Source organism: Mycolicibacter sinensis, from assembly GCF_001667945.1.
GTDB classification, from domain to species: Bacteria; Actinomycetota; Actinomycetes; order Mycobacteriales; family Mycobacteriaceae; genus Mycobacterium; species Mycobacterium sinense_B.
Genome location: NZ_LZJK01000053.1, coordinates 12,759 through 37,203 on the forward strand (window position 1 = coordinate 12,759; position 24,445 = coordinate 37,203).

General features: G+C 69.2%; 24 protein-coding genes and 2 pseudogenes. 10 read left to right on the forward strand and 16 right to left on the reverse strand.

Going from position 1 to position 24,445, the window contains the following annotated elements; genetic code table 11:
• Positions 1 to 51: 51 nt before the first annotated feature.
• Positions 52 to 1,242, forward strand: a complete 1,191-nt coding sequence (locus tag A5694_RS06645) for a lysylphosphatidylglycerol synthase transmembrane domain-containing protein (RefSeq protein ID WP_234787904.1) — start codon at positions 52 to 54, stop codon at positions 1,240 to 1,242.
• A gap of 16 nt (positions 1,243 to 1,258) precedes the next feature.
• On the opposite strand, the pseudogene A5694_RS25150 reads toward A5694_RS06645, so the two are convergent.
• Positions 1,259 to 1,918, reverse strand: a pseudogene (locus A5694_RS25150) (hemophore); the annotation flags it as partial.
• Here A5694_RS25150 and A5694_RS06650 point away from each other — a divergent pair.
• Positions 1,917 to 4,904: an MMPL family transporter gene (locus A5694_RS06650; RefSeq protein WP_064921047.1), complete on the forward strand. Its 2,988-nt coding sequence runs from the start codon at positions 1,917 to 1,919 to the stop codon at positions 4,902 to 4,904. The pseudogene A5694_RS25150 and the gene A5694_RS06650 sit on opposite strands and share 2 nt — an antisense overlap.
• Positions 4,901 to 5,416: a helix-turn-helix transcriptional regulator gene (locus A5694_RS06655; protein WP_064921048.1), complete on the forward strand. Its 516-nt coding sequence runs from the start codon at positions 4,901 to 4,903 to the stop codon at positions 5,414 to 5,416. The genes A5694_RS06650 and A5694_RS06655 overlap by 4 nt, the downstream gene beginning before the upstream one ends.
• A gap of 9 nt (positions 5,417 to 5,425) precedes the next feature.
• On the opposite strand, the gene A5694_RS06660 is transcribed toward A5694_RS06655, so the two are convergent.
• Positions 5,426 to 6,139 (reverse strand): hypothetical protein, encoded by a 714-nt coding sequence (locus tag A5694_RS06660; RefSeq protein ID WP_064921049.1) that lies wholly within the window; start codon positions 6,137 to 6,139, stop codon positions 5,426 to 5,428.
• Positions 6,136 to 6,849 carry a hypothetical protein gene (locus tag A5694_RS06665; RefSeq protein ID WP_082952549.1) on the reverse strand — a complete coding sequence of 238 codons (714 nt, stop codon included), beginning with the start codon at positions 6,847 to 6,849 and terminating at the stop codon, positions 6,136 to 6,138. The genes A5694_RS06660 and A5694_RS06665 overlap by 4 nt, the downstream gene beginning before the upstream one ends.
• A 53-nt stretch (positions 6,850 to 6,902) precedes the next feature.
• Between A5694_RS06665 and A5694_RS06670 the strand changes: the two genes are divergently transcribed.
• Complete coding sequence (locus A5694_RS06670) at positions 6,903 to 8,888, forward strand: M13 family metallopeptidase (protein WP_064921050.1); 1,986 nt, start codon at positions 6,903 to 6,905, stop codon at positions 8,886 to 8,888.
• A 30-nt stretch (positions 8,889 to 8,918) separates the two neighbouring features.
• Here A5694_RS06670 and A5694_RS06675 read toward each other — a convergent pair whose 3' ends face one another.
• The 4 genes from A5694_RS06675 to A5694_RS06690 all read right to left on the reverse strand — a co-directional run bounded on the left by A5694_RS06675 (position 8,919) and on the right by A5694_RS06690 (position 12,346).
• Positions 8,919 to 10,022 carry a L,D-transpeptidase gene (locus tag A5694_RS06675; protein WP_064921051.1) on the reverse strand — a complete coding sequence of 368 codons (1,104 nt, stop codon included), beginning with the start codon at positions 10,020 to 10,022 and terminating at the stop codon, positions 8,919 to 8,921.
• A 162-nt stretch (positions 10,023 to 10,184) separates the two neighbouring features.
• Positions 10,185 to 11,396 (reverse strand): MFS transporter, encoded by a 1,212-nt coding sequence (locus A5694_RS06680; protein ID WP_064921052.1) that lies wholly within the window; start codon positions 11,394 to 11,396, stop codon positions 10,185 to 10,187.
• A gap of 78 nt (positions 11,397 to 11,474) precedes the next feature.
• Complete coding sequence (locus A5694_RS06685) at positions 11,475 to 11,768, reverse strand: metal-sensitive transcriptional regulator (protein ID WP_064921053.1); 294 nt, start codon at positions 11,766 to 11,768, stop codon at positions 11,475 to 11,477.
• Positions 11,765 to 12,346 carry a DUF305 domain-containing protein gene (locus A5694_RS06690; protein ID WP_064921054.1) on the reverse strand — a complete coding sequence of 194 codons (582 nt, stop codon included), beginning with the start codon at positions 12,344 to 12,346 and terminating at the stop codon, positions 11,765 to 11,767. The genes A5694_RS06685 and A5694_RS06690 overlap by 4 nt, the downstream gene beginning before the upstream one ends.
• A gap of 77 nt (positions 12,347 to 12,423) precedes the next feature.
• On the opposite strand from A5694_RS06690, the gene ilvD reads away from it, so the two are divergent.
• Complete coding sequence (gene ilvD / locus A5694_RS06695) at positions 12,424 to 14,139, forward strand: dihydroxy-acid dehydratase (RefSeq protein ID WP_064921055.1); 1,716 nt, start codon at positions 12,424 to 12,426, stop codon at positions 14,137 to 14,139.
• Positions 14,140 to 14,236: 97 nt separating this feature from the next.
• On the opposite strand, the gene A5694_RS06700 is transcribed toward ilvD, so the two are convergent.
• Positions 14,237 to 14,683: an SPW repeat protein gene (locus A5694_RS06700; protein WP_064921056.1), complete on the reverse strand. Its 447-nt coding sequence runs from the start codon at positions 14,681 to 14,683 to the stop codon at positions 14,237 to 14,239.
• A 128-nt stretch (positions 14,684 to 14,811) separates the two neighbouring features.
• A complete protein-coding gene (locus A5694_RS06705; RefSeq protein WP_064921057.1) occupies positions 14,812 to 15,471 on the reverse strand; it encodes an O-methyltransferase in 660 nt (219 codons plus the stop codon).
• 123 nt (positions 15,472 to 15,594) lie between these two features.
• Here A5694_RS06705 and mymT point away from each other — a divergent pair, with 123 nt between their 5' ends.
• The gene (gene mymT / locus A5694_RS06710; RefSeq protein ID WP_064921058.1) at positions 15,595 to 15,744 is read left to right on the forward strand and encodes a metallothionein MymT; all 150 of its coding nucleotides are present in this window, start codon (positions 15,595 to 15,597) and stop codon (positions 15,742 to 15,744) included.
• Positions 15,745 to 15,778: 34 nt separating this feature from the next.
• On the opposite strand, the gene A5694_RS06715 is transcribed toward mymT, so the two are convergent.
• From A5694_RS06715 to A5694_RS06725, 3 genes are read right to left on the reverse strand one after another with little or no spacing between them, the layout of a single operon-like run.
• Positions 15,779 to 16,285, reverse strand: a complete 507-nt coding sequence (locus A5694_RS06715) for a TIGR04338 family metallohydrolase (protein WP_064921059.1) — start codon at positions 16,283 to 16,285, stop codon at positions 15,779 to 15,781.
• A complete protein-coding gene (locus A5694_RS06720; protein WP_064921060.1) occupies positions 16,282 to 17,034 on the reverse strand; it encodes a DUF2786 domain-containing protein in 753 nt (250 codons plus the stop codon). The genes A5694_RS06715 and A5694_RS06720 overlap by 4 nt, the downstream gene beginning before the upstream one ends.
• A 45-nt stretch (positions 17,035 to 17,079) precedes the next feature.
• Positions 17,080 to 17,919 carry an alpha/beta hydrolase gene (locus A5694_RS06725; RefSeq protein WP_064921106.1) on the reverse strand — a complete coding sequence of 280 codons (840 nt, stop codon included), beginning with the start codon at positions 17,917 to 17,919 and terminating at the stop codon, positions 17,080 to 17,082.
• A gap of 48 nt (positions 17,920 to 17,967) precedes the next feature.
• Here A5694_RS06725 and A5694_RS06730 point away from each other — a divergent pair, with 48 nt between their 5' ends.
• Together A5694_RS06730 and A5694_RS06735 are read left to right on the forward strand one after the other, a co-directional pair.
• The gene (locus A5694_RS06730; protein WP_064921061.1) at positions 17,968 to 18,708 is read left to right on the forward strand and encodes a glucose 1-dehydrogenase; all 741 of its coding nucleotides are present in this window, start codon (positions 17,968 to 17,970) and stop codon (positions 18,706 to 18,708) included.
• 83 nt (positions 18,709 to 18,791) lie between these two features.
• Positions 18,792 to 19,916 carry an NDMA-dependent alcohol dehydrogenase gene (locus A5694_RS06735; protein WP_064921062.1) on the forward strand — a complete coding sequence of 375 codons (1,125 nt, stop codon included), beginning with the start codon at positions 18,792 to 18,794 and terminating at the stop codon, positions 19,914 to 19,916.
• On the opposite strand, the gene A5694_RS06740 is transcribed toward A5694_RS06735, so the two are convergent.
• Positions 19,917 to 20,756 (reverse strand): SDR family oxidoreductase, encoded by an 840-nt coding sequence (locus tag A5694_RS06740; protein WP_064921063.1) that lies wholly within the window; start codon positions 20,754 to 20,756, stop codon positions 19,917 to 19,919.
• Positions 20,757 to 20,768: 12 nt separating this feature from the next.
• Positions 20,769 to 20,939 carry a hypothetical protein gene (locus A5694_RS23985; protein WP_165604272.1) on the reverse strand — a complete coding sequence of 57 codons (171 nt, stop codon included), beginning with the start codon at positions 20,937 to 20,939 and terminating at the stop codon, positions 20,769 to 20,771.
• A gap of 99 nt (positions 20,940 to 21,038) precedes the next feature.
• On the opposite strand from A5694_RS23985, the gene A5694_RS06745 reads away from it, so the two are divergent.
• Positions 21,039 to 21,761 (forward strand): pirin family protein, encoded by a 723-nt coding sequence (locus tag A5694_RS06745; RefSeq protein ID WP_064921064.1) that lies wholly within the window; start codon positions 21,039 to 21,041, stop codon positions 21,759 to 21,761.
• 121 nt (positions 21,762 to 21,882) lie between these two features.
• Positions 21,883 to 22,971 (forward strand): phosphodiester glycosidase family protein, encoded by a 1,089-nt coding sequence (locus A5694_RS06750; protein ID WP_064921065.1) that lies wholly within the window; start codon positions 21,883 to 21,885, stop codon positions 22,969 to 22,971.
• An 18-nt stretch (positions 22,972 to 22,989) separates the two neighbouring features.
• On the opposite strand, the pseudogene A5694_RS06755 reads toward A5694_RS06750, so the two are convergent.
• Together A5694_RS06755 and A5694_RS06760 are read right to left on the reverse strand one after the other, a co-directional pair.
• Positions 22,990 to 23,577, reverse strand: a pseudogene (locus tag A5694_RS06755) (Mce protein).
• A gap of 36 nt (positions 23,578 to 23,613) precedes the next feature.
• A complete protein-coding gene (locus A5694_RS06760; protein ID WP_064921107.1) occupies positions 23,614 to 24,207 on the reverse strand; it encodes a hypothetical protein in 594 nt (197 codons plus the stop codon).
• Positions 24,208 to 24,445 lie beyond the last annotated feature (238 nt).

Below are 24,445 nucleotides of genomic sequence, written 5' to 3' on the forward strand. Positions count from 1 at the left end.
GAGAATATCGACAGTGCACGGCTAACCTCTAGTTTCGTGTCCCACGACGTAATCGGCGTCCGACCCCGGGCCCCGCAACGTCCCGGCGGCGCCCGCAACTGGGTGCGCCCGGTGGTCCTCGGTCTGGTCGCGGCGGTGCTCACCGTCGAGGTCGTGCTGGTATGGGATCAGCTCGCCACCGCATGGCGCAGCCTGTGCAGCGCCGATGGACGCTGGCTGTTCGGCGCGATCCTGGCGGCAGCGGCGTCGATGCACAGCTTCGCGCAGATCCAGCGCACCCTGCTGCACTCGGCCGGGGTGCCCGTCAGCCAGTGGCGATCCGAGGCTGCGTTCTACGCCGCCAATTCGCTTTCGACCACGCTGCCCGGCGGCCCGGTGCTGTCGACGACCTTCCTGTACCGGCAGCAACGGCGCTGGGGAGCTTCGCCGGTGGTGGCGTCGTGGCAGCTGGTGATGTCGGGCGTGCTGCAGGCGGTTGGGCTGGCACTGTTGGGGCTCGGCGGTGCTTTGCTGCTCGGAGCACGCCACAATCCGTTCTCGGTGCTGTTCACCCTGGGCGGCGTTGTCGCGCTGCTGATGCTGGCCCAGACGGTCGCGGCACGGCCGGAGCTGATCGACGGCATCGGTGTCCGCGCGCTGTGCTGGGTCAATGCGGTGCGCGACAAACCCGTCGACACCGGCCTGGCGACGTGGCGCCGGCTGCTGGGTCAGCTGGAGTCGGTCAGCCTGGGCCGCCGCGAACTGTCGACGGCCTTCGGCTGGTCGGTGTTCAACTGGGTCGCCGACGTGGCGTGCCTGGCGTGCGCGGCCTATGCCGCCGGCGGGCGAGCGTCGGTGGCGGGTCTGACCGTCGCGTACGCGGCCGCGCGCGCCGCGGGAACGCTGCCATTGATGCCGGGCGGGCTGCTGGTCGTCGAGGCGGTGTTGGTGCCCGGCCTGGTGTCCAGCGGGATGACCTTGCCAGACGCCATCTCCGCGGTGCTGATCTACCGGATGATCAGCTGGCTGCTCGTCAGCGCCGTCGGCTGGGTGGTGTTCTTCTTCGTGTTCCGCACCGATGACGCGGCCGACACCGCGGCTATCGAACCGCCACCGGCTGGGTCACGCCCCCGGCCGGCGGCCCACTCACCGGCAGGCCGCCGGGCAGCCCTCCCGGCAGGCCGCCGGGTAGCGCTCCCGGCAGACCGTCGGGCAGCGCACCCTGGGCCTGCTGCAGCAACCCGAGCACCTGCGGCAGGTTGACCGCCAGCTTGCACTGGTCACTCACCTCTTTCACCGGCGCGGTGATCTTGGCCAGGTCATCCCCGACCTTGGGGTTGGCGTCGAAGTAGCTCTTGAGGCTCGCGAGGGTCTGCGGGCCGGGTTGCTGCTGCAGCGCCCCGGTCAGCACCTGGTTAGTGTCCGGGTGCGAATCGAGGTAGTCGCCGGTCGAGGTGACGGCCTTACCCACCGTCCGGGCGAGCTCGCTGGCCACGCAGGGATCCTTCGACGCGGTCGCCGAGGGCGTGGCCGGGACCGCCAGCACGGTGGCGGTGACAGCGCCGCCAAGCGCGGTGGCCGCGATTACGCCCGACAGGCTGCGCCGCAGGGCGGCACGGGTGGTGGTCACGGATGCTCCTAACACTGGCCAGATATCCGGTCGGTTCCGCCACATTGCGGAGGCGCTCGGGTGGTATCGGAGGATGCTCCCGGCAGCAACGGCACAATCCGAGAGGTCCGTGCGCCATCCTGTCAGCATCCACCGACCGCCGCCACTTGAGCACACGTCGGCCTGATCACAATGCGGTTCCCGGACGGCATCAGACCAGCTCAGAGGGGACGAGAAACCGCCAGCGCAGCAGGCGTGCTGCGGTAGGCTCGCAGCACGCAACGCACCAGTGCGGGCGAGAGCGGGGAGAACCGAGATCCAGCAGTTCATGATGCGCTTCAGCAGCAACCTGCGCAGATACCGCTGGGTGGTCTTCACAGGTTGGCTACTGGCTGTGGTCCCCGCGCTGTACCTGGCCGCCACCCAATCCGGTCACCTCACCGGCGGCGGCTTCGAGGTGGCGGGATCGCAGTCGCTGCACGTGCAGTATCAGCTCGAGGACCACTTCCCCGATCAGGGCGCGTCGCCGCTGGCCCTGGTGGCGGCTCCCCGCGCCGACGCCACCTATCCGGACATGAAGAAGGCCGTCGCGTTGCTGCAGCACGTCGCCGGGGAGACACCCAGCGTGACGGTGATTCCCGATCAGACCCAGCCGCCGCCACGGCCCGACCGGCCCTACGTGGTGTCGCTGCGGGTGGACTTCAACAACACCGGCGCCGTCGACGTCGCCAAGAAGCTGCGGGCCAAGCTGGGGGTGGACGGCAACCAACCCGGCCGGATCGAGAACGGCTCGGTAAGCCTGTATGTGATCGGGCAGGGCGCGCTCGGCGCGGCGGCGTCGGCCAAGACCAAGCAGGACATCGCGGCAGCCGAACAGTGGAACATGCCGATCGTGCTGATCGTGTTGCTGGCGGTGTTCGGCTCGCTGGCGGCCGCCGCCATCCCGCTGGCACTCGGGATCGGCACGGTGATCGTCACCATGGGGCTGGTCTATCTGCTGTCGATGTTCACCGCGATGTCGGTGTTCGTCACCTCGACCGTGTCGATGTTCGGGATCGCGCTGGCGATCGACTACTCGCTTTTCATCCTGATGCGCTACCGCGAGGAGCTGCGGGCCGGTCGCCAGCCGCAGGAGGCCGTCGACGCGGCGATGGCGACGTCCGGGCTGGCGGTGGTGCTGTCCGGCCTGACCGTGGTGGCCTCGCTGACCGGTATCTATCTGATCAACACCCCGGTGCTGGTGTCGATGGCCACCGGGGCGATCCTGGCCGTCTCGGTGGCGGTGCTGGCCGCGGTCAGCCTCACCCCGGTGGTGCTGGCCGTGTTCGGCCGCCCGGTCGCCAAACGCTCGGCGCTGCTGCACTGGTCACGCAGCCCGCAGACCGCGCAGTCTCGGTTCTGGACCCGCTGGACGGCCTCGGTGATGCGCCGCCCCTGGGCGTCGGCGCTGCTGGCCGCGGGGTTTTTGCTGACGCTCGCGGCGCCGGCGCTCTCCCTGGAGCAGGGCAACAGCATGCTGCACCAGTTCGACTCCTCCCATGAGATCCGCGGCGGGGTGGCCGCCGCGGCGCAAGCTCTCGGTCCCGGCGCGCTGGGGCCGATCCGGGTGCTGGTCACCATTCCCGGTGCCAATGCATCCGCGCCCGCGCACGCCGAAACCTTCGCCGCGGTCCGCCGGGCGATGACGCAGGCCCCCAACATCGCCTCGGTGTCCCCGCCGGTCTTCGGCAACGACGACAACAGCGGCCTGCTGTCGGCGGTGCTGTCGGTCGATCCCGAGGACATGACCGCACGCGAGACCATCGACTGGATGCGCGAACACCTGCCCGCGGCGGCCGGCTCGCCAGCGGTGCGAGTCGACGTCGGCGGGCCGACCGCATTGATCAAGGACTTCGACGACCGGGTCGCGGCGGCCGAGCCGCTGGTGCTGGTGTTCGTAGCACTGATCGCGTTCTTGATGCTGCTGATCTCGATCCAGTCGGTGTTCCTGGCGTTCAAGGGCGTCGTGATGACGGTGCTGTCGGTGGGCGCCGCCTACGGAAGCCTGGTGGTGGTGTTCCAGTGGGGGTGGCTGGAGCGCCTCGGGTTCGCCCCCACCGGTTCGATCGACAGCTTCATCCCGCCGATCGTGCTGGCGATGACGTTCGGCCTGTCGATGGACTACGAGATCTTCCTGCTGACCCGGATCCGGGAGCGTTTTCTGCAGTCCGGCAACACCCATGACGCCGTCGCCCACGGCGTCAGCTCCAGCGCGCGCACCATCACCAGCGCCGCGCTGATCATGATCGCGGTGTTCATCGGGTTCGCGTTCGCCGGGATGCCGCTGGTCGCCGAACTCGGGGTGGCCTGCGCGGTGGCGATCGCGGTGGACGCCACCGTGGTGCGGCTGGTGCTGGTGCCGGCGCTGATGGCGATGTTCGACGAGTGGAACTGGTGGCTGCCGCGCTGGCTGGCCCGGACCCTGCCGTCGGTGGACTTCGAGAAGCCACTGCCCACGGTGGATCTGGGCGACGTGGTGGTGATCCCGGACGACATCTCCGCGCTGATCACCCCCAGCGCCGATCTGCGGGTGGTGGTGAAGTCGGCGGCGAAGCTCAAAGACCTGGTGCCCGACGCCGTCTGCGTCGGCGACCCGCTGGCGTTGCGTGGCTGCGGCGTGGCCGAGATCGCCACCAGCAAGATCGAAGCCCTGCCGGTCGGGGCGCCAGCAGCGTCCGGCGGCGGCAAGGCCATGAGCCATGCGCTGGCCCGGCTGGCTGGCGGCTGGCCGTCCCGCGGCGGCACCGGCCGGGCGCTGCCGAAGGCGGTGCGGCCGGTGCACCCGGTCACCGTGTGGCGGCGCCGGCTCGCGGTGGCGCTCGACGCGCTGGAAACCGAGGCGTGGGTGGCCAATGAGATCGGATTCGAGGGTCCGGCGTTGACCCGGCGCCGCCCGATGGAGACCGCGGCCGTCCAACTGCCCACCGGCGATCGGCTGCAGATCCCCACCGGCGCTGAGACGCTGCGCCTCAAGGGGTATCTGCTGATGTCGCGCAACAGCCGCCGGGACTACGTCGAGCTGGCCGAGCTCGTCGACGTACTGGACCCGGAAACCGTTGCTCAGGCACTTCGCGGCATCGACTGGTACTACTCTGGTCAACCAGCCGAACGACAATGGATGGCCACGCAGCTGGTCTGTCGGCTCGCCGACCCGGAACCCGCCGAACGCGACGAGGACGACTCCGGCGAGGGTGCGGCCGGGGCGGGCATGGACTGGGACCGCGTCCGGGGCCGCTGCCTGGCGGTTGCGGTGGCGATGCTGGAGAAGGCGAGGTGACGTTGGCCGCGGACCGACGCCGTGGATCGCAGCCGCTCCGGGCCGGTTCAAGACCCGACTCCCGGCCCGGCAACACCGACCGGCCGGTGGAGTTCTGGCCGACGTCCGCCATCCGCTCGGCGCTGCAAACCGGCGACATCGCCACCTGGCAGCAGATCGTGGTGGCCCTCAAACGCGACCCGTACGGGCGCACCGCCCGCCAGGTCGAAGAGGTGCTGGAGGGCACCGAACCCTACGGCATCTCCAAGGCGCTGTCGGAGGTGCTGACGCGGGCCCGCGCCCACTTGGAGGCCAACGAACGCGCGGAGGTCGCCCGCCACGTACGGGTGTTGATCGAGCGGTCCGGCCTGAGCCGGGAGGAGTTCTGTTCCCGAGTCGGGGTGCCCGCCGCCACGCTGCGCGAATACCTTGCCGGCACCGTGAGTCCGCCGGCCTCGCTGATGATCCGGATGCGCCGGCTGTCGGACCGGTTCGTCAAGATGCAGACCCGCGGCACACCCGACGCCAACTGACGTCGGGGATCAGCGGGCGTGGATCGGTGACATCTCCAGGACCATCCACTGGCCCCCGCGCTTGGTCAGCGTCACCCGCACCGGGACCACCGCCTGCTTGACCTGTTGGTTGGCCACCGACTGCACGCTGCGCAGCACGACGGCGACCCGAGCCGCCGACGGCCCGAGCGCCTCAACACCGGCGCTGAGCGTCTGCGCATCCACGGCGATGTTGCGGTTGGCCATCTCGGTGGCCGTCCGGCCGATGCTCTCCCGGAATGCGTTGACCCGGTCGGGGACCATGAAGGTCGCCGCCTTCTCGATCGACGCGTCCGGGTTGGCCGGCGAGACCGTCGCTGCGGCCTCGGCCATGGCGACGGCGGTCTTGACCACCTCACCGGAGTCTGCCTCCAGTTCCTGGTCGGGCTCCGTCCAGCGCAGGTATCCGAGCACCGCCGCGGCGACCAGCGCCGTGGCGGCCAGTGCGACCACGCCCAACCGCAGGCCCGGCCGGTCGTCGTCGGTGCCGACCGTGACGGCATCGCGGCGCAGCAGCAGGAAGTTCACCACCATGCCCTCGACGATGAGCAGCACCAGCACCGAACAGGCCGACACCCACCACAGCGGCCAGTCGAGCATCAGCCCGACCAGCAGCAGACCACCGGCCGCGGCCAACGGCGCAGCGATGTCGAACGCCAGTACCCGCCACAGTGACCTGGACTTCAGGTTCCCCAGCTTGCTCATCGGATCGACCTCAATCGGGAAATCATCAGGTGCCCGTCGACGTCGCTGACGTCGAGGTGCAGCGCCCAGTGCACGGTCTGCGGCCGGCCGCCGACGTTCTCGGCGATCGAGGTGGCGATCACCATCACCGGGTCGGTGCGGCCCGGACTCGGCGCCTGCTCGGTGGTGGCGGCCGGGTCATCGAGGTTGTGGCGTTCGGTCTCGATGGCGACCGCCTCGATCCGGCCGCTGCTGCGCGACTGGATCTTCTGCACCACGTCGCGGTAGGGCGCCAAGGCCGCGTCGAACTCGCTGTTGAGTTCGCCGACGGTCTTGTCGCGCAGGCGCGCCATCCCCTTTTCGACGTTCTCGGCGTTGAGGTTGATCAGCACGCTGGTCCAGCTGGCGGCGGTCTGCAGCACCCGGCTGCGGTAGGAGCGCTCGTCGACGTCACCGCGGTGCATGTTCCAGGTGATCAGACTGAACACCAACGCGGCGACCGCGACCAGGCCGAGGAACGCCGACACCAGTCCGTAGCTGGAGAACATCGCGCCCTTGGCCGCCTTGGCCGGCTTGGCCGGCGGAGCCTGGTGGGCGTGAGAGCCCTTCTTGGCGACAGGTTTCTCGTCGTCTTCGCCCTCGGTGGTCGCCGCCTCGGCTGTGGTCGCGCCGGGCTCGACGACTTCGTCGTCCGCGTCCCTGGAGATGTCGGTCTGCTCCTCGTCAGGCATGGCGGTGACGCTACAGGACGGCTATACGGTTCGCCGTGAAAGGATGGGTAACGATGACCTCAGCAGCGACGCGTTCCGGCCTTGACCTCAGCTATCGCAACACCGCCATCCGCCCGCAGGACGACCTGTTCGGTCATGTCAACGGTGGCTGGCTCGACGGCTACGTGATGCCGCCGGACCGCGCCACCGACGGCGCGTTCCGCGCCCTGTTCGACCGGGCCGAGATCCAGGTCCGCGACCTGCTCACCGAAGCCGCGGCGTCGGGCGCGCCGGCCGGCACCGACGAACGACGCATCGGCGATCTGTACGCCAGCTTCCTCGACGAGCAGACCGTGCAGGCCCGCGGCGTGCAGCCGTTGCTGGCCGAGCTGGCCGCGATCGACGCCGCCGCGGACCGCGATGGGCTGGCCCGGGTGCTGGGGGCATGTCAGCGCACCGGGGTCGGCGGTGGCGTCGGACTGTATGTGGACACCGATTCGAAGAACTCCACCCGCTACCTGCTGCACCTGACCCAGTCGGGTCTGGGACTGCCTGACGAGTCCTACTACCGCGACGAACAGCACGCCGAGATCCTGGCCGCCTATCCCGAGCACATCGCCAAGATGTTCGCGCTGGTCTACGGCCAAGACCCGAGCGGCTACGCCGAGGTCGCGGCCCGCATCGTCGCGCTGGAGACTCAGCTGGCGCGCGCGCACTGGGACGTGGTGAAGCGCCGCGACGCCGAGCTCAGCTACAACCTGCGCACGTTCGCCGGGTTGCCACAGGAGGCCCCCGGTTTCGACTGGGCGGGCTGGGTCGGCGCGCTCGGGGTCGTCGGGCAGGCCGCCGCCGAACTGGTGGTGCGCCAACCCGACTATCTCACGGCGTTCGCCGCGCTGTGGGAATCCGCGGAGCTCTCCGATTGGCAGGCCTGGGCGCGCTGGCGGCTCATCCACAGCCGCGCCGGGATCCTGACCGATGAGCTGATCGCCGAGGACTTCGATTTCTACGGGCGCCGGCTCTCAGGCACCGAGCAGATCCGCGACCGGTGGAAGCGCGGGGTGTCACTGGTGGAGTCGATGATGGGCGACGCCGTCGGAAAGCTTTACGTGGCAAAGCATTTCCCACCGGATGCCAAGGCCCGTATCGATGCGCTGGTGGCCAACCTGCGGGAGGCCTACCGGGTGAGCATCACCGGACTGGATTGGATGACGCCGGCCACCCGCGAGCGGGCACTGGCCAAGCTGGACAAGTTCACCGCCAAGGTCGGCTACCCGCCGCGCTGGCGCGACTATTCGGCGCTGGTCACCGACCCCGGCGACCTGTACGGCAACGTCCTGCGGGGCTATGCGGTCAACTACGACCGTGAACTGGCGAAGCTGGGCTCGCCGGTGGATCGTGACGAGTGGTTCATGACCCCGCAGACCGTCAACGCCTACTACAACCCGGGGATGAACGAGATCGTCTTCCCGGCCGCGATCCTGCAGCCGCCGTTCTTCGATCCCGACGCCGACGACGCCGCCAACTACGGCGGGATCGGTGCGGTGATCGGCCACGAGATCGGCCACGGCTTCGACGACCAGGGCGCAAAGTACGACGGCGACGGGAACCTGGTCGACTGGTGGACCGACGCCGACCGCAGCGAATTCGGTACACGCACCGCGGCGTTGATCGCCCAGTACGACGGTTTCGTGCCGCGAGGGCTGGCCGAGCGGCATCGGGTCAACGGGGCGTTCACCGTCGGGGAGAACATCGGCGACCTCGGTGGCCTGTCGATCGCCCTGCTCGCCTACCAGCTGTCGCTGGACGGCGCCGAGGCGCCGGTGATCGACGGCCTGACCGGCGTGCAGCGCGTCTTCTACGGCTGGGCGCAGGTGTGGCGCACCAAATCCCGTGATGCCGAGGCGATCCGGCGCTTGGCGACCGACCCCCATTCGCCGCCGGAGTTCCGCTGCAACGGGGTGATCCGCAACATCGACGCGTTCTACGACGCGTTCGGCGTCACCGAAGATGACGCGCTGTACCTGGAACCGGGCCAGCGCGTGCGCATCTGGAACTGAGCCCGTTTCACTGCGCGGGCAAGGGCGGCCCTACATCTGCCAGTCTTGGGCGCCGTCGTTCTTGGTGTAGGTGCCCACGGAGTTCTTCACCACGACCGGGTCGCCGCTGCCGAAGTTGTCGTAGAACCACTTGGCGTTGGCCGGGCTCAGGTTGATGCAGCCGTGGCTGACGTTGCGCTTGCCCTGGTCGTTGACCGACCACGGTGCGCTGTGCACGAAGCCGCCGCTGTTGTCGATGCGCACGGCGTCCTGCACGGTCACCTTGTAGCCGTAGGTGGAGTTGATCGGCACCCCGTAGGTGGAGGAGTCCATCACCACCGTGGGGAACTTCTCCAGCACGTAGTAGGTGCCGTTGGGGGTCTCGTGCCCGCCGGTCGACATGCCCATGGACATCGGGAAGGTCTTCTCCAGCTTGCCGTTCCGGGTGATCGTCATCTGGTGCGTCTTGTCGTCGGCGGTGGCTACCAGGGAGTCGCCGGTGCGGAAGCTCGACTTGGTGCCGGCCGCGTCGATGGTGACGGTGGTGTGGGCCGGCCAGAAGTTGAACGGACGCCACCGCACCTGGCTGGGGGTCATCCAATAGAACTTGCCGGGCACCGGCGGATTCGAGGAGATGTGGATGGCCTGCTCGGCCATCGCCTTGTCGGCGATCGGCCGCTGGAAGTTGATGATGATCGGCTTGGCGACGCCCACCATGGACCCGTCGAGCGGATTGAACGACGGCGGCAGGAACGGCGGGGTGCCGGTGAAGGGCTCCGGGTTCTGCCCGGCCACCGGCCCGGCCGCGACCGGTACCGCGCCCGGCTGTGCCACACCGGGCTCGCCCGGCACCGGCTCGCCCGGCACTGCCTCGCCTGGGACGGGGTCACCGGCAGCGGGCGGTGCCGGCGGAGGCGGAAACGCCATCGGGTCCGCCGGGGGCGGGGGAGGCGGCGCGAACGGGTCCGGCGGGGGCGGTAACTCCGGCGGGGGCGGCGGCGCGAACGGATCGACCGGGCCGGCGTTGGCCGGCGCCGGGTCGCCGGGCTGCTGCGGCGGGTCGGCCAGTGCCGCTCCGCAGCCCAGCGTGAGCACCGTGGCCATTCCCGCGGTGGACAGCCAGGCCCCGATGCCCGCGAGCTTCCATCCCGACATGCGTTTACCTCCGGTGGACAATCTTGGCTTCAAGTGTTCCACAAGGCCAGCTCCAGCTAACTCGTGCAGCGAGCCGAAAACGCGCCGAAACAGCGCTCGAGACCGTGATGACCTGTGGCTTGGATCGTCGGGGTAGTGGCGAACGTAACCGACCCCGGCGCCTCAGGGAACGACGAACAGGCGTTTGCTGGACGCTATCCCTACCGCCGTGATGCCGGCCAGCAGCGCCGACGCGCTCAACATCGCCGACGTTCCGGCCCGTTCGAACAACAGGCCCCCCGCCAGCGATCCCCCGGTGATGCCGATCTGGAATGCCGTCACGTACAGCCCCGACGCCCCGTCGGGGTCGTCGGGTGCCGTGCGCATCGCCGCAGACTGCAGCATCGGCGACACCGCCATCGCCATGGCGCCCCACAGCACGATCGCCGCCGCCCCGGCCACCGTCGTACCGGTCGAGTGGTGCCCGCCGATCGACAGTGCGGCCAGCACCACGAAGGCCGCCGACAGCGCGGCCATGCAGGCACCGGTGATCGCCTTGGGCCGGTGATCCAGCGGCCTGGCCAGCGGCGGCATCGCGATCAGGCCGGCCAGGCCGAACGCGGCCAGCAGCCAGGCCAGCCGGGCCCCCGGCACACCGACCACCTCGCCGATGATCACCGCGATGAACGTGTAGGAGATGAAGTGGCCGGTGACGGCGATCAGCATCAGCGCGCTCACCGCCAGCAGCCGCCCGTTGCGGTGGTGGTGTCGCCCCACCAGAGCCAGCTGGTCGGTGCTGAGCACCAGGGCGGGCAGCGCCAGGCGGGCCGCCACGGTGATGGCGGCCGCCGCCACGGTGATCACCACCACGGCCAGCCGCCAGCCCCACAGCAGGCTCATCGCGGAGGTCAGCGGGATACCGACCACCAGCGCCAGGCTGGTGCCCACGTAGATCGCGGTGGTCGCCCGGCCGGAATGACTCGGCGGCACCAACCGGGTGGCGATCGGCGCCAGCACCGACCACATCAGGCCGTGGGTGACCGCGCACAGCGCCCGGCCGGCGGCCAGCACGGTGAAGGTCGGCGCCAATGCCGAGATCACCTGCGAAGTGGTCAGGCAGACCAGGGTGAGCAGCAACACCCGGCGGCGCGGCCAGTAGGCGGTCCAGCGCACCAGCGGAATCGTGGTGGCCGCCGCCACCACCGCATACCAGGCCAGCAGGGTTCCGACCAGCGCTTCGCTGACGCCCAGCCCCTCCGAGATCGCGGGCAGCGCACCGACCGGCAGGATCTCAGCGGTGGCGTAGATGAACGCGGCAGCCGCCAGGATGGCCAACTGCGCCGTGATCCGGGGCGTCCACGGACCGGTTCGGGTATTTCCAGTGTCGACAGTCATGGTATGGGGGCAGCGTCGAGTGGTATTGGCGCATGGCGCTCCCGGTAACTGCTGGATCACATGGTAACGGCGCGGGGGTCAGGAACGAACCAGCCGCGCGATCGCGGCCGACGCTTCGGTGAGTTTCGCGTCGGCCTCCTCCCCGCCGGAGGCGACGGCCCCGCTGACACAGTGCACCAGGTGCTCGTCGAGCAGGTTGAGCGCCACTGACCGCAGCGCGCTGTTGACCGCGCTGATCTGGGTGAGGACGTCGATGCAGTACTTGTCCTCGTCGATCATCTTGGCGATGCCCCGCACCTGCCCCTCGATGCGGCGCAGCCGCTTGGCGTAGTTGTCTTTGCCCGCTGAATACCCGGGTGCATCGGTGGTCATAGCGTTCCCAACTGTTGGTTCATCTGATCGATCTCGGTCTGCTGTCGCGCCGCCAGGGACTGCGCGATGCTGATGGCCTCCGGGCTCTGGCCGTGTTGGATCTCGTTGTGCGCCATCGCGATCGCGCCGCGGTGGTGGGAGATCATCGACTGCAGCCAGAGCTTGTCGAACGCCGGGCCGCGCAGGCCCCGCAAGGTGTCCATGGTGGCCTGATCCACCATGCCGGGAAGGTCGCGCTTGTCGCCGCGCCCGCCGGACGGAACGCCGGGCGCCTCCCACTGCAGCAGTTGCGCCTGGCAGCCCTGCAGTTCGGTGCGCTGCTGCGCGGCGACCTGCCCGGCGAGCTCCACCAGCGCCGGATCGGTGCTCTGCCCCGGCACCATGGCGGTGAGCTCCAGGCCCTGCTGGTGGTGGACGACGATATTCTCCAGGAACGCGACGTCGCCGGGGCTGCCGATGTTGGCCGCCGCCGATCTACTCGACGTGGCCGGCTCCGGCTGCGATTCCGGCGCACGGTGACAGCCGCCGGCAGCGATGCTGACGGCGAGCGCAACGACGGCGGCGAGAGCGGACCTCATGCGCCCACTCTAGCCCATACCCCCGCGGGGTATTTTATTCGTTTGGTCCGGCCACCCCCTACCGGCATACTTAGCGGGTGAATCCTGGGAGCACCGACACCTCGTCCGTCGACATCAAACCGCGCAGTCGCGACGTCACCGACGGCCTGGAACGGGCCGCCGCCCGCGGGATGCTGCGGGCGGTCGGCATGGGCGACGACGACTTCGCCAAGCCGCAGATCGGCGTGGCGTCGTCCTGGAACGAGATCACCCCCTGCAACCTGTCGCTGGACCGGTTGGCCAAAGCCGCCAAGGAAGGCGTCTTCGAAGCCGGCGGCTACCCCCTGGAGTTCGGCACCATCTCGGTCTCCGACGGCATCTCGATGGGGCACGAGGGCATGCACTTCTCGCTGGTGAGCCGCGAGGTGATCGCCGACAGCGTCGAGACGGTGATGTGCGCCGAACGGCTCGACGGCTCGGTGCTGCTGGCCGGCTGCGACAAGTCCCTGCCCGGGATGCTGATGGCCGCGGCCCGCTTGGATCTGGCCGCGGTGTTCCTCTACGCGGGCTCGACCATGCCCGGCTACGCGAAGCTCTCCGACGGCACCGAGCGCGAGGTGACGATCATCGACGCCTTCGAGGCGGTCGGCGCGTGTTCACGCGGGCTGATGTCCCGCGAGGACGTCGACACGATCGAGCGGTCCATCTGCCCCGGCGAGGGCGCCTGCGGCGGCATGTACACCGCGAACACCATGGCCAGCGCGGCCGAAGCACTGGGTATGTCGCTGCCGGGCAGCGCCTCCCCGCCGTCGGCCGATCGGCGCCGCGACGGCTACGCGCGGCGCAGCGGGGCGGCCGTGGTGGAGTTGCTGCGCCGCGGGATCACCGCCCGCGACATCTTGACCAAGGAGGCGTTCGAGAACGCGATCGCGGTGGTGATGGCCTTCGGCGGGTCCACCAACGCGGTGCTGCACCTGCTGGCGATCGCCCACGAAGCCGAGGTCGAGCTGACCCTGGCCGACTTCTCCCGGGTGGGCGCGAAGGTGCCGCACCTGGCCGATGTGAAACCGTTCGGACAGCACGTGATGTTCGACATCGACAAGATCGGCGGGGTGCCGGTCATGCTCAAGACCCTGCTGGACGCCGGCCTGCTGCACGGCGACTGCCTGACGGTCACCGGAAAGACGATGGCGGAGAACATCGCCGAGCTCAACCCCCCGATCGTCGACGGTAAGGTGCTGCACGCCCTGACCAATCCCATCCACCCGACCGGTGGCATCACCATCCTGCGCGGCTCGCTGGCCCCGGAGGGCGCCGTCGTCAAGTCGGCCGGCTTCGACACCGACGTGTTCGAGGGCACCGCACGGGTTTTCGACGGTGAGCGGGCGGCGCTGGATGCGCTCGAAGACGGCACCATCAGCGCCGGCGATGCGGTGGTGATCCGCTACGAGGGCCCCAAGGGCGGACCCGGGATGCGCGAGATGCTGGCCATCACCGGCGCGATCAAGGGCGCCGGGCTGGGCAAAGACGTGCTGCTGCTGACCGACGGCCGGTTCTCCGGCGGCACCACCGGGCTGTGCGTCGGCCACATCGCGCCCGAGGCGGTAGACGGCGGACCGGTGGCATTCCTGCGCGACGGCGACAAGATCCGCCTCGACGTGGCCAACGCGACGTTGGACGTGGTGGCCGACCCGGATGAATTCGCCGCCCGCGCTGCGGGTTTCACGCCTCCCCCGCCGCGCTACACCACCGGCGTGCTGGCCAAGTACCGCAAGCTGGTGGGCTCGGCGGCGATCGGAGCGGTCTGCGGGTAATCGCACCGCTGCCCGGCGACATCGGGACCGACCCGCACAGCGCCGCACCGGGCTGACCGGCCGGCATCACCACCGGCCGGTCGGCCACCTGGCCTGGTCACGCCGCAGGCGTGGCCGTGTCGTGACGGGCGCGCCTGCCGAAGTAGGCGGCGATCAGGCCCAGGGCGGTCAGCAGCGCGCCGGCGACCACGTTCGACCAGGCCATGCCGGGCGTCGGTGACATGTCCCGCAGGATCCACGGGGAGATGACGAACCACACGCCGAAGACCGGCAGCGTCCACGCCATGCCGTGGGTGCGGTCCAGCGCCGAGGCCAGCCCGAACGTCAGGAAGGCGACGACCGCCCCGACGACGAAGTTGCTGAACGTCAGCCGGGATGTGCCCTCGAATCCGACGATCCACGGTGACAGCGCCGCATAGACCGCCGTCAACAGGGTCAGACCGAAGGTGAATTGCGCAGCCATCGACTCGGCCGCTCTGTCATATGTTGCCCGCAGAGCTAACAGATCCGGGTGGTGATCGATTGATGAATGGACTGTACTCATTTCGTTACCTTTCTGCTATGCAGCAAGCATTTTCATGCCGACCGCACCCACTCATCTGATGAAAGGCTACGCTCGCCCGCGATCCGCCAGCAACGCCGAATCGCCTGGTCGGGCAGCGTCGATCTCGACTACTGCACCACGGCCATGGCGAACCCGTCCCAGCCCTTGGCCCCGACCGTCTGGATCGCGGCGGCCTGCAGACCTGGGTGCTCGCCCATCAGCTCCAGCACATCCCGGCTGCCGCGTGCCGTCGCATCGCCCGGCGCCGGTTCGGCGACGGCACCTTCGCGAATCACGTTGTCCACCACGATGACCGACCCGGGATGGGTCAGCTGCACCGCCCAGTTCAGGTAGCCGACATTGTTCTCCTTGTCGGCGTCGATGAACACCAGATCGAACGGCTCGCCGGTCAACGTCGGCAGGGTTTCCAGGGCCGGGCCGACGATGATCTGCACCCGCTCCCCCACACCGGCACGGTCCAGGTTGGCCCGGGCCACCTCGGCGTGCTTCGGTGCGTACTCCAGTGTCACCACCGCGCCGGCCGGTCCGGCGGCTCGGGCCAGCCAGATCGTGCTGTAGCCGCCCAGCGTTCCGATCTCCAGGATGCGGGTGGCGCGTGTTGCGGTGGCCAGCAGGCTCAAGAACTTGCCCTGCTGGGCCGAGACGGCGATCGGCGGCAGCCCGGCCGCGGCACTGGCGGCCAGCGCCGCCTGCAAGTCCGGGTCATCGCCGGCAAAGATGCGATCCAGCAGGGTGTCGACGTCGCGGGGCGTGGGAGTTTCAGTCACGCCCACCGAGGCTAGCCCGCAACCATGATTGCCGCCGCCCTGAGGCTTTACCCCATACCCCTATGGGGTATATAGTCGGCCGTGTCGGCACCGCGCCGGCGCTTATCACCGAAGGAGAGGCACATGGCGAACTACGAAGCAGGAACCGAGCTGACCTGTGGTCACGAGGGCTGCGGCTGCCGGGTCCGGATCGAATCCGCATGCCACTGCGAGGGTGCAGGAGCGGCCTACCGCTGCACCTGCGGTGACGAGCTGGTCCCCGTCAGCAACTGAGGACAGGCGCCGGTGGCGCACTTGCGGCCGTGCGTCACCGGACGCCTTCTTTGGCGAACACCACCCGCAGCACGTGGCCCAGTTCCGGGCCCATCACCGTCGCGGCCAGCTCACACAGCGTCGCCACGAAATCCGGGCCGTGCGGCGGCCGGACGTCGCACAGATGGTGGGCGATCTCGTGCAACACCACCAATTCCCGTAGTGCCCAGTCCCCGCCGTGTTGGTCCGGCACTGCGATGACGCCGGCCGCGCCGTGCTTTTCGTAGTGCGCCGCCGTCGCGCCGCGGCGTGCCCGCACGCGCAATGCCGCGACATCCGGCCACCGGCTTCGCACCGACGGCAGGGCCAGTACGTCGTCGACGTAGCGCTGCACCGCGGCCACCGAGCCGAAGCGGCCCTCCGGCGGAAGCGTCAACCGGGTGCCGAAGAAGTCGACGTCACCGGATCCGCGCTCGGCGGCGCGATCGAACAAGGTGCGCACGAAGGCCTCCGCGGCGTAGACCCGCGCGCGCTGGGTGTCGCGCTCGGAGGGCGCGCTCACCGCTCCAACGCGGACCGCGCCACCGACAACTCGGTCTCGTCGCCCAGCCGTGCGCGCCGGCCGGCGCGGTCCCCGGCTCGTCGTGCCGCCGAGGAATACCCCGCGGAGGCCCGGGTGGCCCGCCAGGTGCCGCGTGCCTGCGAGGCGCTGCGGTAATAGTCGCGCAGCTCGATCTCCTTGTTGCGCAACGCGATCGCGGTGCCCGGCGGACGACGATCGTCGGCCTCGGCCTCCCTGCGGGCCTCCTCGCGGGCCTCGGCCAGCCGTTGGCCGACCCGGGCGCCGAAGGCGAGGTGGATATTCAGCCGGGCAGTGATGGTCGGCGTGGGCCGATGTGCGCCGGTGGCGATGTAGGCGTCGGAAGCCCGGACCATCTGGACGACCAGGCTGGCGTAGAGGGCGTGCGTGGCGTCGATGTCCTCGGCGAAACCGTAGGCGTAGACGAAGGTGGAGTTCGATGCCACGTCGCAGCGCACGTCGTTGGCTGCGGCGATTCCCACGAACAGCTGCACGTAGGTGCGCAGGCCGCGGGCTCCGGGCGGTCCGATCGTGATGGTGCGCTGCACCGGGGTGGTGGCCCGGGTCCGGGTGGCCGAATGCGCCCGTGCCACCGCCAGATCGATCGAGGTCGCGGTGGCCAGCCGCTGCGCCGCCGCCATGAACGCGTCGGCTTCATGTGCATTGTCAGTGCCCTCGGCCTGGCGCAGCAAGGCGGCGATGCGCGCCAACATCTTGTCGTCGGTGCTCATGGCCGCAACGCTAACCGACGTCGACGACACCGCGCCGACGACGATTCACAGGTGCGCGCCGATCCAGCCCACCACGTCGTCGAGCACCTGCGCGCGCTCGGGTTCGTTGAACACCTCGTGGTAGAGATCCGGGTAGACGATCCGCCGCACATCGTCGGACCCGACACTCTCGACCAGCCTCCGGCTGCCCTCGACGGGGATCAGGCCGTCCTGCTCGCCGTGCACCACCAGCAGCGGCGCCGTGAGCGCGGCCGCCCGCGACGGCATGGTCTCGCCGACCTGGATCAGCGCCCGTGCCACACCGGCTGGCACCCGGCCGTGGTGCACCAGGGGATCGTTGTCATAGGCAGCCACCACCGCCGGATCGCGGGACACCTGGCTGCTGTCGAGCTTCTCCACCGGCAGGCCGGGGGCGACGACGCCGAGCGCTTTGGCGACGAACGCCAGCAGCGGCGATACCGTGGCCGCCATGTCCACCGCCGGCCCGGACAGCACCATCAGCTGGTAGTCGTCGGGGCGGTCGACGCCGTAGCTGAATACGATCGCCCCACCCATGCTGTGGCCGAGCACCACGCGCGGCAGTCCCGGGTGTTCGCGGGCGGCGATCCCCGCCAGCGTGTGGAAGTCACCGGTGTATTCGGCGATGTCGCGGCAGAGCACCCGCTTGCCGCCGGATCGGCCGTGCCCGCGGTGATCCAGGGCGTAGGTCACCAGTCCGGCGTCGCCGAACCGTGTCGCGACGTGGTCGTAACGGCGGGCGTGCTCACCGAAGCCGTGCGAGAGCACCACCACGGCGCGCGGGGCCGTTTCCGGTGTCCAGGTGTCGTAGACGATCCGCACTCCTCGGACACCGTCGAAGGTTCGCTCGGTGTGGGTGACGGCCATCAGGGCAGCGTAACGGGCAAACATCGGGCCCCGGTAACCTGAGGCGCCATGGGACGAGTCGAGGGCAAGGTTGCGCTGATCAGCGGCGGCGCGCGGGGCATGGGCGCCGCACACGCCCGGGCCCTGGCCGCCGAAGGCGCGAAGATCGTGATCGGCGACATCCTCGACGCCGACGGCGCCAAGCTCGCCGACGAACTCGGGCCCGACACCGCGCGGTTCGTCCGCCTCGATGTCACCCAGGCCCAGGACTGGCAGGCCGCGGTGCACAGCGCCATCGAGGAGTTCGGCAGCCTCAACGTGTTGGTGAACAACGCCGGCATCGCCAAGTACAACACCCTGGAGAACTTCGACATCGCCGCCTGGCAACAGGTCCTCGACGTGAACCTGACCGGCACCATGCTGGGCATGCAGGCAGCCGTCGCACCGATGAAGTCGGCCGGCGGCGGATCCATCATCAACATCTCCTCGGTGGAGGGGATGCGCGGCACCGCCGGGCTGCACGGCTACGTCGCGTCGAAGTGGGCGGTGCGCGGCCTGGCGAAGGCCGCCGCCGTCGAGTTGGCGCCGCACAACATCCGGATCAACAGTGTGCTGCCCGGCCTGATCCGCACCCGGATGACGATTGCCATTCCCGATGACTCCCTGCAGATACCGCTGGGCCGCGGCGCCAGTTCGGCCGAGGTCTCCACCGCGGTGGTTTTCCTGGCCTCCGACGAGTCGGCCTATATGACCGGAGCCGACCTGGTCATCGACGGCGGCCTGTCCGTGGGCATACCGCACAAGAGCTGATAAGCCACTGTTTGTCCAGTTCAACCGGGGTGCCGGGGGCCGGTGTTGTAACACGTTCCGGCGAAGTGGCTAAGATCGCCCGCATGAAGACCAAGGGCGCATTGTTGTGGGAGCTGAACTCGCCGTGGCGGGTCGACGAGATCGAGCTGGGCGACCCGGTTGACGGCGAAGTCCAGGTCCGCATGCACGCGGCGGGCATGTGCCACTCCGACTACCACCTGACCACCGGAGCCACCCCGATCGGCCTACCGGCGCTCGGCGGCCACGAGGGCGCCGGGGTCATCACCAAGGTCGGCAAGGGTGTGACCGGCCTGGAAGAGGGCGATCACGTCGTGATGGCCTTCATCCCGGCCTGCGGCTCCTGCCCGCCGTGTATGAAGGGCTTCCGTTCGCTGTGTGATCGCGGAGCGGTATTGCTCGGCGGCAAGGCCATCGCCGACGGCACCAACCGGATCCACGCCGGTTCGCATGAGGTCTCCCCAATGAACCTGCTCGGCACGTTCGCGCCCTACATGACCGTGCATCAGGACTCCGTGGTCAAGATCGACAAGGACGTGCCGTTCGAGACCGCGGCCATCATGGGTTGCGCAGTGCCCACCGGGTTCGGCTCGGCCACCAACGTCGCCGAGGTCAAGCCCGGCGAGACCGTCATCATCATCGGCGTCGGCGGCATCGGCATGAGTGCCCTGCAGGGCGCGGTCCTGTCCGGGGCACGGCGCGTCATCGCAATCGACCCGGTGGCCTTCAAGCGCGACCAAGCCGTCAAGTTCGGCGCTACCCACGTGTATCCCTCGATGGCCGAGGCGATCATGCCGGTCATGGAGGAGACCTGGGGCCTGATGGCCGACAAGGTGATCATCGCGGTCGGCGACATGAAGGGCGAGTACATCGAAGAGGCGCTGACCTTGACCGCCAAGACCGGCACCTGCGTGGTCACCGGCATGGGCTCGATGGTCGACGCCGACGTCAAGCTGAACCTGTTCCTGTTCACCATGTTGCAGAAGACGTTGAAGGGCAACATCTTCGGCGGCGGCAGCTCGCACATCGAGACGCCGCGGCTGGTCGGCCTCTACAAGTCCGGGCTGCTCAAGATCGACGAGATGATCACCACCACCTACAAGCTCGAGGACATCAACGACGGCTATGCCGACATGGTCGACGGCAAGAACATTCGCGGCGTCATCACCTTCGACGAGTCCGACTGGTAGTCACAGGATCGGCCGGCCTCCGGTGACGGCCAGCCGCGCCCCGGAGATGTAGCTGGCGTCGTCGGAGGCCAGCAGCACGTAGCTGGACGCGAGTTCGGCCGGTTGGCCGGCGCGGCCCAGCGGCACGTTGTCGCCGAAGGACGCGACGGCATCCGGCGGCAGGGTCGACGGAATCAGTGGAGTCCAGATCGGGCCCGGCGCAACACTGTTCACCCGGATTCCCCGCTCGCCGAGCAGCTGAGCAAGACTCGCCGAGAAGTTCGCGATCGCCGCTTTGGTCGCCGCGTACGGGGCCAGCGTGGGGTTGGGGGTGTCGGAGTTGACCGAGGAGCTGCCGATAATCGACGAGCCGGCGCCCATATGCGGCAGTGCCGCCTTGACCAGGTAGAAGTAGGCCCCGATGTTGAGCCGAAAGGTGTAGTCCCATTCCTCGTCGCTGATCTCGTCGATGCTGGGATGACTCATCTGATAGGCGGCGTTGTTGACCAGCACGTCGATACCGCCGAACGCTGCGGCCGCGCGGTCGACGACATCCCGGCAGTGCTTCGGGTCGGACAGATCGCCGCGGACCAGCACGCATTTGCGGCCGGCGTCTTCGACGTAGCGGGCGGTGTCGCGGGCGTCCTCATCCTCATCGAGGTAAGCGATGAGCACGTCGGCGCCCTCGCGCGCGAACGCGATCGCCACGGCACGGCCGATGCCGCTGTCGCCGCCGGTGATGACCGCGCGTTTGCCGGCCAGCTTGGCGGAGCCCTGATAGCTGGTTTCGCCGCAGTCGGGGACCGGCCGCATCTGGCTCTGGACCCCGGGCGGAGACTGCTGCTGTTCGGGAAAACCCATCGGCGGCCCTTCCTACTGAGGGCCGCGGCGAGGGCCGGCCATGTCGGGGTCGTCATCAGCCGGGGGCTCCGGGTCGCGCCATTCCTCGACCCTGCTGGGTCGATTGCCTTGCAGCGTGCCGCGTAGTTCGGCCTTGAGCTGGTCGTCTTCCCGCGGGCTGTGTTTTGCGCTTTCACGTTCCATCGCGGATCACCTGCCTGCTTGTCGAACGGATTGCCGCCTGCAGCGCGTACCCGAAGAGCGGGGAAGGTAATCATCGGGCACGCGCTAGCCTTGGTGGTCATGACCGGCGTGCTCGATGTGCGGCGGGCCGCCGACCGGGCGGTCACCCGGGCACCGTGGTTGACCTCGCGGCATTCGTTCTCGTTCAACGACTACTACGACCCGGACAACACCCACCACGGGCTGCTGCTGGTCAACAACGACGACATCGTGGACCCGGCTTCGGGGTTTGCCACCCACCCGCACCGCGACGCCGAGATCGTCACCTGGGTGCTGTCGGGCGAGTTGACCCACCGCGATTCGATCGGAAACTCGGGGGTGATCCGCCCCGGGCTGGCCCAGCGCATGTCGGCCGGCACCGGCATCGCGCATTCGGAGCGCAACGAATCAGACAGTGCGCCCGTGCATTTCGTTCAGATGTGGATCATGCCCGACACCCCGGGACGCACCCCGGGTTATCAACAGGAGGAGATCGGCGACGCGCTGGCCGGCGGTGGTCTTGTCACCGTCGCCTCCGGCAGGGACCCGGCGGCGGCGATCACCATCGGCAACGCCGACGCCACGCTGTACGCCGCCCGGCTGCAACCCGGCGGCAGCGTCGAATTGCCCGACGCCCCTTACGTGCACCTATTCGTCGCGCTCGGCCGGGCCGACCTGGAGGGTGCCGGCGAGCTGGATGCCGGTGACGCGGTCCGCCTCACCGGCGATGGCGGTCAACGGGTGCGCGCCGCAGCGCCGGCCGAGATCCTGATCTGGCAGATGCACGCACTGCTCGGCGGCTGATCATCGGGTCACCGATCCGGCACCGACGCGGCACAGTCCGATTACGGCGTGCTACCCCGGTGGTTTCTGTGGCTAGCCTCAGAACTTGGTGTCAGTCGGGACGGAGCCGAAGGGACAAACAGTGTCGACTCCAGTGGCTTTCGCGCGTCGGCTGGCGGCTGGCTGCAGCGCGGTACTGCTGTGCGCCGCCCTGGCGATCGGTCCCGGCCAGCCGACTGCGCGGGCCGCCGCCCAGGACCAGTTGGCCGCCGCGATCGCCCGCACCCCGGGCTCCTACGTGGTCTACAACTTCGGCGCCGGGCATCCCGCGCCGATGCTCAACGCCGCCGGCGACTGGTATGAGATGTCCGGCGGCGGGCACCTGGTCGTGCTCAAGGCGGCCTCGCAGCGCATCGAGCCGCACCTGCTGGTCGACAGTCACAGCGGCGTGCAGAGCCGCTGCGAACGCGATCCGCGGGCCCGCACCGGCGAGGGCCTGTTGCAAGCCTCGGAGCTGTACACCCCGCTGCAGGCCTGGCAGGCGCTGGGCCGGCCGATGGTGGCGATCAACGCCAACTTCTTCGACATCCGCGGCCAGCGCGGCGGCTCCTGGCGGACCACCAAGTGCAGTTCACCGCTGGGCGTCTACGTGGACAACACCCGCGGCAAGGGCCGGGCCAATGTCGCGGTCACCGGCACCATCCCCTACGCCGGCAAGCAGGGACTGTCCGGCGGCAATGAGCACTGGTCGACGCTGACCACGATGATCCTGCCGACCCGCGGTGCACCGTATGTGTTGTGGCCGCGCGGCGGCCGCGACGGCGGGGACTACGACGCGGCCGGCCCCACGGTCACCGGCCTGGTGGAACGCGGGGACCGGTTCGTCGCGGTGAGCGGGCTGGGTCTGCTGGCGCCCGGCGTCACCGGGCAACTCAACGACGGCGGGCCCAGCGCGGCGCGCACCGCGCTGGGCTATTCGCGGGCCAAGGACGAGATGTACATCTTCCAGGGCGGGCACTACACCCCGGACAACATGCAGGACCTGTTCCGCGGCCTGGGCAGCGATCACGCCGTCCTGCTCGACGGCGGTTCGTCGTCGGCGGTCGTGCTGCGCCGCGACGCCGGCGGCATGTGGACCGGTGCCGGGGTACCGCGCGGGTCGTGCGACACCGCCCAGGTGCTGTGCGATGCCCACGAACGAGCGCTGCCCAGCTGGTTGGCGTTCAATTAACGGCAGGCTGCTGCCATTTCAGGGCATGTCGACCTTGGCGGCCAGCCAGCGGCCGTTCACCTTCTCCATCGTCATCACGATGCGACTGCGGTCGAGCTACGGCTCCGGAGAGGCCTTGTTGCTCACCGACTGATCGATGAACAGCATCACCTCGACCTTGTTCTTGGCCGCGGACTTGACCGCGGCGTCGATGACGGTGCCGTGCGCGGCGGCCTTGTTGTCGATCAGCAGTTGGCGCAGCTGCTCGCTGGAGGCGGCATACATGTTCTTGAATTCGCCGGTGGCCCCGTCGAGGACCTCGGCGAAGTTCTTGTCGATCGCGCCCGGGTCCACCCCGGTCAGCACCAGGGTGTACTTCTCGGCGGCGTCGAGCGCCTGCGCGGCGGCCACCGCGCGCTGATGATGCGCGAACAGTAGCCAGCCCTCGTAGCCCGCGCCGATCAGGCCGAGTCCCAACACCGCCGCGGCGATCCACCGCCGCCGCGACCCGCGCGGGCCGGCATCAGCATCGACCGGCTGCGGTTCGTCGGTTGCCGTTTCGACGACGGCATCGTCTTCGACCGCAGCTTCGACGTGATCATCGGCCGAATCCGTCTGCTCCGACACGTGACCGAACCTACCGCAGCCCGCAGCGGCGGGCGCTCAGGTGCAGGCCCCGGAATTCCGCAACGCGTCGCCCCACCCGGCGGCGGAATCGATATGGGGACGAGTGAAGCCGGCCGGCTGCTTCTTGCGCATGCTGTCGGCGATGCGGGACAACTGGAACAGCACCCCGGTCAGCTGCTCGCCGCCGTAGATCGGGGAATACGGCCCGTAGTTGTCGGGGGTGTTGCGGATTGTCAGCGGCTGCAGCCGCGGCCCCAGGAAACCGGTCGACCGGTCGATGTTGGCCACCACTGCATCGGCCTGCGGTTGCACTTCGGCGTAGACGTCGTGGTGGGCGCCCAGGCTGCGGTTGAAGGCGTTGATCTGGCCCAGCAACGGGTCGAACTGCGCGTTGAACCACTGGCACGAGTCCGACATGCCGCCGATCATCTCGGGGGTGACCTGGTAGGTGAACGTGTTGTACGGCCAAAAGTCCATATGCGGCGACCAGTCGGTGGGAGTGGGCGTGAACACCGGAAGCGCGGGCGGCTGGTCGGGGTCGGCGACGGCGGATCCCGGCGCCGCCAGGACCCCGGTTGCCGTCGCGGCCGCCGTCACGCCGGCGGCGATCCCCGCCCACCATCTCCGCATCGGCATCTCCCCGCGCTCGGCCGTTCTCCAGCGTCGAGTATCGCCACCGCCGCCGCGGGCGGGGCGCTGAATCGGCGAAATCGCTGCTACCGGTGAGTAACCCGGCCATAACCCGAGTCATGTTGGCCGAAGCGCCCCTGCCGGGCCGTGGTGTCCGACATCATGACCGGATGAAAGGCCGCGCTGACGTCTGATGAGTTCTCTTCGGACCGTCGCGGTGCACCTCCCACCGGTTCCT